The sequence below is a fragment of the Haloarchaeobius amylolyticus genome, assembly GCF_026616195.1.
GTDB classification, from domain to species: domain Archaea; phylum Halobacteriota; class Halobacteria; order Halobacteriales; family Natrialbaceae; genus Haloarchaeobius; species Haloarchaeobius amylolyticus.
Map to the genome: position 1 here is coordinate 375,123 of NZ_JANHDH010000001.1, position 12,271 is coordinate 387,393.

The 12,271-nt window shown below is 67.9% G+C and carries 10 protein-coding genes; 8 read left to right on the forward strand and 2 right to left on the reverse strand.

The genetic code is table 11. The features are described 5' to 3' along the window. Positions 1-44: 44 nt before the first annotated feature. Both NOV86_RS01975 and NOV86_RS01980 read left to right on the forward strand, forming a co-directional pair. Entirely contained in the window at positions 45-1,016 is a 972-nt protein-coding gene (locus tag NOV86_RS01975) for an NAD-dependent epimerase/dehydratase family protein (RefSeq protein WP_267639546.1), read from the forward strand. Between the two features lie 347 nt (positions 1,017-1,363). Beyond that, entirely contained in the window at positions 1,364-4,255 is a 2,892-nt protein-coding gene (locus tag NOV86_RS01980; RefSeq protein ID WP_267639547.1) for a disk-shape morphogenesis protein volactin, read from the forward strand. 18 nt (positions 4,256-4,273) lie between these two features. Here NOV86_RS01980 and NOV86_RS01985 read toward each other — a convergent pair whose 3' ends face one another. Further along, positions 4,274-4,393: a rubrerythrin-like domain-containing protein gene (locus tag NOV86_RS01985; RefSeq protein ID WP_267639548.1), complete on the reverse strand. Its 120-nt coding sequence runs from the start codon at positions 4,391-4,393 to the stop codon at positions 4,274-4,276. A gap of 336 nt (positions 4,394-4,729) precedes the next feature. Between NOV86_RS01985 and NOV86_RS01990 the strand changes: the two genes are divergently transcribed. The 6 genes from NOV86_RS01990 to NOV86_RS02015 all read left to right on the forward strand — a co-directional run bounded on the left by NOV86_RS01990 (position 4,730) and on the right by NOV86_RS02015 (position 11,717). Next, complete coding sequence (locus NOV86_RS01990) at positions 4,730-6,001, forward strand: ABC transporter substrate-binding protein (RefSeq protein WP_438266700.1); 1,272 nt, start codon at positions 4,730-4,732, stop codon at positions 5,999-6,001. A 1-nt stretch (position 6,002) separates the two neighbouring features. Next, positions 6,003-8,039, forward strand: coding sequence for an ABC transporter permease (locus NOV86_RS01995; protein WP_267639550.1), 2,037 nt, complete (start codon positions 6,003-6,005; stop codon positions 8,037-8,039). Further along, complete coding sequence (locus tag NOV86_RS02000) at positions 8,039-8,836, forward strand: ABC transporter ATP-binding protein (RefSeq protein WP_267639551.1); 798 nt, start codon at positions 8,039-8,041, stop codon at positions 8,834-8,836. Before NOV86_RS01995 ends, NOV86_RS02000 begins: the two co-directional genes overlap by 1 nt. Beyond that, on the forward strand, positions 8,833-9,552 hold the full coding sequence (locus NOV86_RS02005; RefSeq protein ID WP_267639552.1) for an ABC transporter ATP-binding protein: 720 nt from the start codon (positions 8,833-8,835) through the stop codon (positions 9,550-9,552). The genes NOV86_RS02000 and NOV86_RS02005 overlap by 4 nt, the downstream gene beginning before the upstream one ends. Before the next feature lie 56 nt (positions 9,553-9,608). Then, on the forward strand, positions 9,609-10,901 hold the full coding sequence (gene paaK / locus NOV86_RS02010) for a phenylacetate--CoA ligase PaaK (RefSeq protein ID WP_267639553.1): 1,293 nt from the start codon (positions 9,609-9,611) through the stop codon (positions 10,899-10,901). Positions 10,902-11,057: 156 nt separating this feature from the next. Continuing rightward, complete coding sequence (locus NOV86_RS02015; RefSeq protein ID WP_267639554.1) at positions 11,058-11,717, forward strand: DUF1028 domain-containing protein; 660 nt, start codon at positions 11,058-11,060, stop codon at positions 11,715-11,717. 21 nt (positions 11,718-11,738) lie between these two features. Here the strand turns inward: NOV86_RS02015 and NOV86_RS02020 are convergent, their stop codons facing one another. Then, positions 11,739-12,176 (reverse strand): DUF8147 domain-containing protein, encoded by a 438-nt coding sequence (locus NOV86_RS02020; RefSeq protein ID WP_267639555.1) that lies wholly within the window; start codon positions 12,174-12,176, stop codon positions 11,739-11,741. Between the last annotated feature and the right edge of the window lie 95 nt (positions 12,177-12,271).

The following is a 12,271-nucleotide window of genomic DNA, read 5'->3' on the forward strand; positions in this document are numbered from 1 at the left end:
GGGCGACGGGAAGGTTTTTGCGACCTGTGGCAGAATTTGCGACCATGGCAGACAGCACGGTACTCGTCACCGGTGGTACGGGCTTCATCGGCTCCTACGTCGCGAAGGACCTGGTCGACCACGGCCACGACGTGGTCGCCTACGACCTCTCGACCGACGACCGCATCCTCTCGAAACTCGGTATCGCCGACGACGTGACCATCCGCCGCGGCGACGTGAGCGACTCGACAGACGTGGTCCGCGCGGTCAAGGAGACCGGCACGACCCACATCGTCCACCTCGCGGCCCTGCTGACCAACACGGCGCGGGACAACCCCCGCGCCGCGATGCAGGTCAACATCGAGGGCACGAACAACATCTTCGAGGCCGCGCGCACCCTCGACGACCAGGTCGAGCGCGTCGCCTGGGCGTCCTCCGCCGCGGTGTACGCCCCGCCGCACAACTACGACGACGGCTCGGACTGGTGGGTCTCCGAGGACGACCTCGTCTACCCGGACACCCTCTACGGCGCGACCAAGGAGTACAACGAGCACCAGGCCCGCGTCTACCACGAGGACCACGACCTGTCCCACGTCGCCATCCGACCGACCGTCGCCTACGGTCCCTACCGCGAAACTGGGGGAAGCGCCTTCCTCGCGAACATCATCGAGAAGCCCGCCGTCGGCGAGTCCTTCTCGGTCGAGTACGGCGACCAGGAGATCGACTGGCAGCACGTCGAGGACATCGCCCAGGCGTTCCGTCTCGCCGCGTTCACCCCCGACGAAGAGCTCAGCCAGCGCGTCTACAACGTGCGCGGCGAGCTCGCCACCATCCGCGAGGCCGCCGAGACCGTCGAGAAGATCATGCCCGACGCCGACATCGAGGTCTCCGACGAGGGCGAACTCCCCTGGACCCAGCGTCTGGACATGACGAAGTTCCAGGAAGATACGGGGTACGAGGTGCAGTACGACCTCGAATCCGGCTTCCGCAAGTACATCGAGGTGCTGCGGGAGGAAGCGGGACTGGACCCGGTCTGACGGAGTCGATTCGAGCTCCTCGGACACTCCCGCGACGACTGCTTCTTGTCTGGTGTGGTGGCGCGTGCTGACGAGTCGGTCGACCGGTAGAGAGACCGCGATTCGAATCGCGCGAGGGAGGACTGGAGTGGAGCGAACGCGGAACGGACGGAGTCGGCCGGGGAGGGCGTGGTGCGGTCGGGTCACCGACGCCAGCATCCGTCTGCGGATTACGGACGCAGACCAGCCGGTCCGGGATATCGAGCCGAAATCGCAGCAGCGACCGCCTTCCCGGCACCTATCGTACTATCTTGCCGACACAAACACCAAGACAGATGGCCGACAACCGGGGGAACGATTGATTCGACATGGTGGCTGGACTCGACATCGGGACGGCGGTGCTGACTGCTGCACGGGCCGGGGACGGCGACGCGACGCTCACCACGGCCGGGGCGTCGGTCGTCGCGGTCCCGACCGCGACACTCACGGACGCCGGGTTCGACCCGGCCGACCTCTGCTGTATCGAGCGCGACGACACCGTCTTCGTCCTGGGCGGGGACGCGTCGACGGTCGCCGAGGCGACCGATGCCGACCCGGAACCGCTCTTCTCCAACGACGTGGTGATTCCCCGCGAGCACGACGCCGCACTCATCGGCGCACTGGCCGACGACGTGCTCGCCGGCGACGAGGGTGAGGCCGTCTGCTTCACCACGCCGGGGCGATTCCTCGACGCCGACGAACCGACGACAGACCACCGCGAGGCCGTCGCCGAGGGCCTCTCCGGGGAAGGCTACGACCCGACGCCGGTGAACACCGGGCTCGCGGTCCTCTACGACGCGCTCTCGGACGGGAACTACACCGGCCTCGGCGTGGCGGTCCGCCCCGCCGTCACGACGGTCTGTCTGGCGTTCTACGGCGTCCCGGTCCTCGGGTTCTCGCTGGGGAAGGGCCGCGACTGGCTCGTCGAGCAGGCCGCCGCGGAATCCGGCGAGTCGGTCGAGGCCGTCGCGGACGCACGCGAAGAGTTCACCCTCGGGCTGGACACCAGCTCGGACGGCGTCGAGGGTGCACTCGCCGACGCCTACAACGACCTCCTCGCGGACGTGTCGGCGGCCATCCAGCGCGAGGCCGACGAGGGCGACCTGCAGTCCGGGGTCGCCGCGACGGTCGTCGTCGCCGGTAGCGGGAGCGTCCCCGGCATGGAGATGCTCCTCGGCGCGCAACTCGACGCGGCCCCGCTTCCCTTCTCGGTCGACGACGTACGACTGGCCGATGACCCCGCGAACAGCGCGGCGCTGGGAGCCCTCGCCGCCGCAGAGTCGGGTGTCGACGGTGACGAGGGAATCGCGGCGAGCGAGGAGGAGGAATCCGGAGACGGTGACGCCGGCGAGGACAGCCAGCAGTCGCTGACTGCCGCGAGTGCCAGTACGACGGCGACAGCCGCGGCAGGCACGAACGACACGTCCCCGCCTCCGGCACGTGGCGACCCCGAAGGCGAGAGTTCGAACCGCGCCATCGAGCAGATGTTCGAGCGTCTCGGCAACCGCGAGGACGAGATCGCCAGCATCCGCGAGGACCTCGACACGGCCGCGGCAGACCTCGATTCGCTCCGGGACGACCTGGCCGCCCTCGATGCATCCGCCGCCACCACCGACGACCTCGATTCCGTGGCCGGGGACCTCGATTCGCTCCGGGACGACCTGGCCGCCCTCGATGCATCCGCCGCCACCACCGACGACCTCGCGGCCGACGTGGCCGAGGTGACGGCGTCGGTCGACGACGTCCGGGCAGACGTGGAGACGCTGCAGGCCGGCCAGGAGTCGCTGACGTCCCGGGCCGACGAGGCAGCCACGGAGCGCGAGACACAGGCTGCGAGCATCGACGAGGTCGAGTCGGCAGTCGACGCACTGGAGCAGGACACCGACTCGCTGGCCGACGACCTCGAATCGGTCGACGAGAGCGTCGATGCGGTCCGCGCCGACCTCACCGACGCCCGGGACCGGCTGGACCGCCTCGCCGAGACGGCGGCCGAGACCGACGAGGTCGCCTCGCTCTCGCAGGACCTCGCGGCGCTGGCCGAGCGGGTCGAGACCCTCGCCGACGAGGGCGCGACCGACGAGGACCTGCAGGCGCTGCGGTCGGACGTGCTGGAGGTCGACATGGCCATCGCGGACCTGCAGGAGTCGTTCGCCGACCTCGAAGCGGGCAGCGCCGACGCCGAGACGGTCGCCGCACTCCGGGAACGCACCGCGACCGTCGAGGACGAGGTCGAGACGGTGGAGGAGCGCGTCACCGAGGACGTGGACAGCGTCGGGGAAGAGGTCGCGGCCGTCAGGGACGAGGTCGACTCGCTCGCCACCCAGCTGGCGACCCTCGACGACGCGCTCGAGGAGGACGTGCCCGACGCCGAGACCGTCTCGGCAGTCGAGAACGCGGTCGAGGAGACCGACGCCGCGGTCGCCGACCTCGAGTCCGACCTCTCGTCGGTCCGCGAGCGTCTCGAGGAGCAGGCGGCCGCGACCCCGGACGCGGACGACCTGGACGACCTCGCCGGTGACGTCTCGCGCCTCCGCGCCGACCTGAACGCCCTCGAGGAGTCAGTCGCGGCGGTCGAGGCCGAACTCGATGATGGCGACCCCGTGACAACCGAGGACCTCGCAGAACTGGCGACCCGACTCGAGGACGTCGCGGCCGCCACCGCCGACGCCGACGCGGTGACCGACCTCCGCGACTCGCACTCGTCGCTCTCGGCGCGCCTCGACGACCTGGAGGCCGATGTCGTCACCGGGGAGGACCTCGATTCCCTGCGCGAGGAACTGGTCACGGCGGACGACCTCGCCGACGTCCGGGACTCGATGCTCACCGGGGAGGAGCTGACCGCCCTCGAAGACCGGCTGGCGACCGCCGAGGCGCTCGACGCGCTCGAATCACGGGTCGTCACCGAGGACCGGTTCGCGGACCTCCGCGAGTCGGTCGCGACGGAGCAGGACCTCGCCGACCTCCGGCACGCCGTCGAGGACCTCCGCGAGGAGCGCGAGGCGACCACGGACCCCGCCGACGGCCCCGCCAGGGCGGGCTTCCTCGACCGCTTCGGTGTCGGTCTCGGCGGCGGGGCGGTCGTCGCGGGCGTCCTCACCCTCGCGAACTCCGTCAGCGGCCAGGGGATGGCGATGGCCGTGGGTGGCGGTGCGCTGGTGCTCGGACTGGCCCTCGTCGCCGTCGTCTACATGGGGAGCGAGGACGCCGTCGCGGCAGAATAGTAAGAATCCCGACCCTGGTTACTCCCGGGGAAGGGAGACGTTCCGAAGCTCGCCACCGCACTTCGGGCATTCGTTCTCGTCGGGGTCTTCGGTCCGGAGACCGCAACTCAGACACTCGTACTCTGTCGAGGTTGTCATGATGGTCTCTGTAGGGGACGCGATATGATAAGGATTACCGCGTCACCGAGTAACGTGATAACTGGTGGTTCCATGGCGTCCTCGGGACGCCAGTCGTTGCCAACGCTGCGTCGAATCGTCGCCCCGTCTTCGCATCTGGTGACCAACCCCGCCAACAGTCAACAGTCGGATACGCTATAAGTCGGGGCGGTCGGGGGCACCAACTGAGAACCACCTACTAGGCGTTTTCGCAAGACACAAGCCTTGCATCCATTTGATGTGTTCGCCGAGCCCATATATAAACCCCGTCTATGCAGGGGCGAACGGCTTTACCCTATTTTTAATAATGAATCATCCATGGCACGGGGAAACAATGACCATCTGGTTTCGGGTCGGAATAAAGAGACGAGCATCGGGTCTCGTCGCGCGTTCTTGAAGCTTGCAGCGGGCGGCAGTGCACTGAGCCTCGCCGGCTGTCTGGGTAACATCGGCGGCGCAGGCGGGACCGACGACACACTGACCTACGGTGTCGTCAGTCCGATGTCCGGCGCATACAGCGGTCTGGCGCCGGGCCAGCGCAACGGTGCGAAGCTGGCCATCAAGACGCTCCAGGAGTCCGAGGACTTCGACTTCGAGATCGAGGGTGTGTACAAGGACGGGAAGACGGAGGACACCGCGTCGGTACAGGCCGCCCGCCGGGCGGTCGAACAGGACGGCGCCAACTTCGTCATGGGGGCCATCTCCAGTTCCGTCGCGCTCGCACTGAACGAACTCGCGAAGGACGAACAGGTAATCTACAACCCCGGTGGGGCCGCCGTGCCCATCACCGGGAGTGGGTGTAACGAGTACGTCTTCCGTGCCGAGACCAACACGGCACAGATCGCGGAGGCCGTCTCCGAGTACACGGTCAACAACCTCGGGACGGACGTCTGGTTCCACATCGCGGACTACGCCTACGGGACCTCGGTCCAGAACCGCGTCCAGATGCGCATGGAGGAGGCCGACTCGAACGTCAACGTCGTCGGCACCTCCAAGTCCGAACTCGGGGCGAGCAACTTCGACTCGTACATCTCACAGATCGACAACTCCGACGCCGAGGTCGTGGTCCTCGGGATGACCGGCGGCGACCTCATCTCGTTCGTGAGCCAGGCCGTCGACAGCGGCCTCACGGAGAACGTCGACATCATGGCGCCGACGATGACCTTCCAGGTCGTCCGCGGCGCACTCGGCCCGAAGGCGTACGGGACCTACGGCGGCGTCCGCTACGTCGCGGACATCGACAACCCGAAGAACAACAGTTTCGTCGACGCCTACAAGAGCGAGTACGACGCGGTCCCGGACAACTTCGCCCGGGTCGGCTACCAGTCCATCATGATGACCGCCGAGGGCGTCAAGGAGGCCGGCTCGACCAACGTCGACGACGTCATCGACGCGCTCGAGGGCCTCGAGATGGACAGCATCCTCGGGACCAACCAGTTCCGGGCCTGCGACCACCAGGCGCTCAACCCGACCTGGATGGGCAAGTGTGTCGAACCGGAGTCGGGCGAGATGGCGGACGTCGAGTTGCTGAAGAAGGTCGAGGGCAAGGACGCGATGATCCCCTGCGACGAAACCGAGTGCTCGCTCTAAGATGTCGACGCTACCACTGGTCTCAGGTGCAGCCATCCTCGACCAGCTCATCAACGGGCTGACCGTCGGGATGGTGTACGTCCTCCTCGCCGCGGGTCTGTCCATCATCTTCGGCGTGATGGACGTCATCAACTTCGCCCACGGCGAGTTGCTGGCCCTGGGCGCGTACCTCGCCGTCGCCCTCTCGACGGCCGGCATCGGCAACTTCTGGGTGGCCCTGCTGGTCGCGCCACTGGCGGTGGCGGTCCTGGGCGGCGCGATGGAGCGGCTGACCATCCGGCCGCTCTACGGGCGCAACCCGCTGTATCACATCCTGTTGACGTTCGGGCTGGTGCTCATCTTCGTGGACGCCATCGAGCTGATATGGGGGACACAGTCCCTCGGGACGCTCGACACCGGCGCGCTCTCGGGGACCATCACCATCCTCGGCTTCCAGAAGCAGCTGTACAGCTACTTCGTCATCATCGCCGGGTCGGTCGTCGCGGCCGGCGCGTGGCTGGTGCTCGAGAAGACCCGGTTCGGGCTCGTCGTCCGCGCCGGCTCGATGGACCGCGACATGGTCCGTCACCTCGGCATCGACATCGACCGCTACTACACCCTCGTCTTCGCGTTCGGGGCGTTCCTGGCCGCCGTCGGCGGGGTCATCCTCGCCGGCCGGCAGTCGGTCGACCCCGGCATGGGTGCCGGCGTCATCATCCCGGCGTTCATCGTCGTGGTGCTCGGCGGCCTCGGGAGCTTCCGCGGCGCGGTCGCGGGTGGCCTGCTCGTCGGCGTCGTCCAGACGCTGGTACGCTGGCAACTCCCGTTCCTCGAGGGGCTCGTCGTCTTCCTGCTGATGATCGGCGTCCTGCTGGTCCGCCCGCAGGGCCTGTTCGGCAGCCCCGAGTGGCACGACCCCGGCGAGTCCGGTGGCGACCTGCTCACGGGCGCCGGCGGCGGCCTGCTCACGCCACAGCAACGGAAGTTGCTCGGCGGGGGCGTCGTCGCCTTGCTGTTCCTGGCGCCACTCGGCATCGGGAACCTCTGGGGCTCGTACTTCGTGAACACGTTCCTCGTCGACATCCTCATCTGGGCGCTGTTCGCGCTCAGTCTCGACCTCGTGATGGGCTACACCGGCCTGGTGTCGCTGGGCCACGTCCTGTTCTACGGGGTCGGCGCGTACGCGACGGTGCTGTTCGCGCTGTACCTGCTCCCGTCGGTCTGGATCGCGCTCCTGGTCGGCATCCTCGTCGCGGCACTCATCGCGTGGGTCGTCGGGTACCTGTCCATCCGGGTCTCCGGCGTCTACTTCTCGATGATCACGCTGGCGTTCGCCGAACTGTTCGCCAGCCTGACGGTGAAGATGCCGGGCCTGCGCGCGGAGATCAACCCGTTCCTCGCCTCCATCGGCGTCCCGACCATCCCGCCGCTCACGCAGGGTGAGGACGGCATCGGGGCCGGCGAGCTGTACTACGGACTCACGTCCGGGCCCGAGTTCGGCAACGTCGCCCTGCTCGGCGACATCATGCTGAACTACTACGTCGTGCTCGTGCTGGTCGTGGTCTCGTACTTCGTGGCTCGCCGCCTCATCGACGCCCCCTTCGGGAGCGTCCTGCAGTCCATCCGCGAGTCCGAACAGCGCGCGTCGTTCCTCGGCTACGACACGACCGCGTACAAGCGCCGGGCGTTCGTCGTCAGCGGGGCCCTCGGTGGCCTCGCCGGCGGCCTGCGCGCGACCCAGACGCTGGGTCGGGCGTCGCCCGGGTTCCTCGACTGGCTCCTCTCGGGCGAGGTCATCGTCATGACCTTGCTCGGCGGGATGGGGACCCTGTACGGCCCGATGATAGGGGCGGCCGGGTTCATCTCGCTGCAGGAGCTGCTGCTCGAACAGGGTATCGGCTACTGGCAGGGCGTCCTCGGCGTCGTCTTCGTCCTGTTCGTCATCTTCGTCCCGCGCGGCCTCGTCTCGGTGCCGTCGCTCATCAAGCAGCGCCAGCAGGCGATGTCCGGCGGGGAAGGTGGCTCTCCCGACGCCGAACCCACGGAGGTGAGTGACTGATGGCGACCGCACACGACGCGACCGACTCGTTCGACACCGGCGACCCCGTGCTCGAGACGCGTGAGCTCACCCGGCGCTTCGGCGAGCTGGTTGCCACGGACGACCTCTCCATCGAGGTCCAGGCCGGCGAGTTCCGGAGCATCATCGGCCCGAACGGCGCCGGGAAGACCACCCTGTTCAACCTCGTCTCGGGGGCGCTGTACCCGAGCGAGGGGGCGGTCATCTTCCAGGGCGAGGACGTCTCCCGGCTCCCACCCCACAAGCGCGTGAAGAAGGGCATCGGGCGCTCGTTCCAGATCACCAACGTCTTCGGGGGCCTCTCGGTCCGCGAGAACGTCCGACTCGCCGCACAGGCGACCGTCGGTGAGCGCTCGCCCGTCCAGAACCTCTTCGGCAACAAGGACTCGTTCCCCGACCTGAACGAGCGCACCGACGACGTGCTCTCCCGGGTCGGCCTCGACGGCCGCGGGGACGAGCGCGCCTCGGCGATGGCCTACGGCGACCGGCGCCGGCTGGAGATCGGCCTCGTGCTCGCGACCGACCCGGACCTCGTCATGCTCGACGAGCCCACCGCGGGCATGAGCGCCGACGAGACCCGTGCCACGATGGAACTCATCGGGGACGTCCTCTCGGACAGGACCGTCCTGCTCATCGAACACGACATCGAACTCGTCATGAACGCATCCGACCGCATCACGGTCCTGAACCGCGGCTCAGAGCTCGCGACCGGCGCACCAGAAGAGGTCGCGGAGAACGACGAGGTCCAGCAGGCCTACCTCGGCGGTGGTGTGGTATGAGCCTGCTCGAACTGGAGAACGTCCACGGCGGCTACGGGGAGACGGAGGTGCTCTCCGGCGTCACCATGGACGTCGAGGACGGCGAGGTCGTCTCGCTGGTCGGCCGCAACGGCGTCGGCAAGACGACCACCCTGCGGAGCATCGTCGGCGTCGTCGAGACGTCGAAGGGTGCCATCCGGTACCAGGGCGAGGACATCACCGAGGCGTCCGCGGAGGACGTCGCCCGGAAGGGCATCGGCTTCGTCCCGGAGGAGCGCCGGGTCTTCCCCGGCCTGACCGTCACCGAGAACCTCCGGATGGGCCGCTTCGGCGGCAGCGACACCGCCCACCGGCGCTCCGTCGAGGACATCTGGCAGCTCGACGCCTTCGAGAACCTGCGCGAGCGCAAACAGAGCCGCGGCGCCGACCTCTCCGGCGGGGAGCAACAGATGCTCTCCATCGCCCGGGCGATGGTCGCCGGCGCGGACCTGCTCCTGCTCGACGAACCGACGGAGGGGCTCGCGCCCATCATCGTCGAACGCGTCGCCGACCTGGTGACCGAGTTGAACGAGGAGGGCATCTCGGTCCTGCTGGTCGAGCAGAACGTCGCGGTGGCGAGCCAACTCGCCGACCGCGTGTTCATCCTCGACAAGGGCCAGATCGTCTACGAGGGCACGCCAGAGGAACTGGACGAGAACGAATCCGTGCGCGACAGGCACCTCGGGGTGAGCATCTGACGGGTGCGCCTGTCGCCACCTGAAGCTATTTACTGACACGAAAGATGGTTCAAAACATGGTCTACAACGAGATCGAAACCGCATCACGAGCAGAGGTCACAGCACTGCAGAGCAAGCGCCTTCGCGAGACCGTCGAGCACGTCTACGAGAACGTGCCGTGGTACCGCGAGCAGTTCGAGGAGCTGGGCATCACGCCCGAGGACATCGAGACCATCGACGACATCACGAAGCTCCCGTTCACCACGAAGGAGGACATCCGCGACAACTACCCGATGGACCTGTTCGCGGTCGACCGCAGCGAACTGCGGCGCATCCACGCCTCCTCCGGGACGACGGGCAAGCCCAAGATCGTCGGCTACACCGAGGACGACCTCGGCGTCTGGCGCGAGGCCATGGCGCGCTCGCTGAAGGCGGGCGGCGTCGAACCCGGCATGATGGTCCAGAACGCCTACGGCTACGGGCTGTTCACGGGCGGCCTCGGCTTCCACGACGGCATCCAGGAACTCGGCGCCTCGGTCATCCCGACCGGCGGCGGGAACACGGCCCGCCAGCTCGACATGCTGCAGGACCTCGAATCGGACGTGCTCTGTTGCACCCCGTCGTACTGCCTCTACCTCGCCGAGGAGGCCGAAGAGCGCGGCATCGACCTCAGCGAACTGCCCCTCTCGCGGGTCGTCATCGGTGCCGAGCCGTTCACCGACCCCATGCGCGAGGAGATCGAGGAGGCCCTCGGCGTCAGCGCGGTCGACGTGTACGGCCTCTCCGAGGTCATCGGCCCGGGCGTCTCCATCGAGTGTACCGAGGCCCAGGACGGCCTGCACATCTGGGAGGACCACTTCTACCCGGAGGTCCTGGACCCCGAGACGGGCGAACCCGTCGGCGAGGGCGAGGAGGGTGAACTCGTCATCACCTCGCTCACCAAGCAGGCCCTGCCCATGATCCGGTACCGCACCGGCGACATGACCCGGCTCAACTACGACACCTGCGAGTGTGGCCGCACGATGGTCCGCATGGACAACATCACCGGCCGCGCCGACGACCTCATCATCGTCCGCGGGGTCAACGTCTACCCGAGCCAGATCGAGGAGGTCATGCTCGACATGGAGGACGTCGCGCCGTACTACCGCATCGACCTCTACCGGAAGGGCAACCTCGACACCATGGAGCTCACGGTCGAGTACCACGAGGACTACGAGGGCACCCACGCCGAACTCGAGGCACAGATCGAGAACCGCCTCAAGGACGTCCTCGACGTCAAGCCCGACGAGATCGAGGTCGTCGGCCCGGGCGTCATCGAGCGCACCGAGGTCGGCAAGGTCAAGCGCGTCTTCGACCACAGAGAGGAGTAAACTCCTCGCGAGCCCCCGCTTGCTTCGCTCGCGGGGACACCGCGAAGTGTAACCTCTTCGCGAGCCTCACTCGCTTCGCTCGCCGATCGCTGTTTTTTACCCTGGCTTGCAAGCTAATGGAGAACGTACTTACAGCCGTAGCGTCGCGTCCCGTACGTGACGTTCAGCATCTGCGTCAGAGAGTCCTGCGGCGACCACGACCGGTTCGGCGTCGCCGTGACGACGCGGATGCCCGGTATCGGAGACCTCTCGCCGTTCGTCTCCCGACACGGCGCGGTGGCCGTCCAGGGTCACGTCACGGGGGCACTCGGCCCGCGGCTTCTCGACCTGCTCGCCGATGGCTACTACCTCGACGACGTGATCCAGACCGTCCTCGGGCCCGAACTCGACCCGGAGAACCGGCAGATACACGGGGTCGACAGCCACGGGACGGCCACCTACACCGGCGAGGGGTGCAACGACTGGCGTGGCCACCGGAGTGGCACGAACTACACCGTCGCCGGCAACCTGCTCGCCTCGGACGCAGTCCTCGACGCGATGGCCGAGTGCTACGAGGACGGCGACCGTGACGAGGACCTCGCGAAGCGGCTCATCGACGTGCTCGAGGCCGGCGAGGACGCGGGGGGCGACCGTCGCGACCTCGACATCCAGTCCGCCACGCTCCGGGTGGTCGACCCGGAGGCACCACTCGGAGATTCGTACTACAACGACCTTCGGACGAACGCGACGCGGACGCCACTCGCGGACCTGCGGGAGCACTACGAACTCGGGGTCGAGGGGCGGGCGGTCGTCGCGGACCGGTACGACTGGGAGTGAGAAACAGCGGGAGTCCCGTCCTCAGCCCGACGAGAACCGCCGTCCGGCGTCACCATCGCGGTCGAGTCTGGCCGCCACGAACCCGACGACGCCAGCCACGAGCAGGACCGCCGGCACGCCGAACAGCAACACCGTGAGCCCCATCGACATGCCGGCGCCGAGGTAGAGGCCCAGGCCGAAGGCGACCGTACCGAGGAACCCGAGGACTGCGCCCCCGGCGGCCCAGAGCCCGCGGGTCACGCCCTCGGTGGGGGTGCCCGTGGCGGTCTGGTCGCGGTACCAGAGGCCGACGAAGGTGGCGAACAGGGCGGTCAGGCCGGCGTAGACGCCGACCGGGAGCCCGACCAGCAGCGAGAACTCTATCTGCGGTGCCAACAGGGCTGTCACGCCGACCGTCGTGAGGACGAACCCGAGGATGGCGGCGAGGACCGCGACCAGGGCTCTGACTATCGTCTTCATGAGTGATACTACGACAGCCGCGGATATATCGAGCGATGCCGGCTCTCGTGCGCTGAGAACGACGATTCGCGTGTCTCCCCGGAGACTACAGCAAT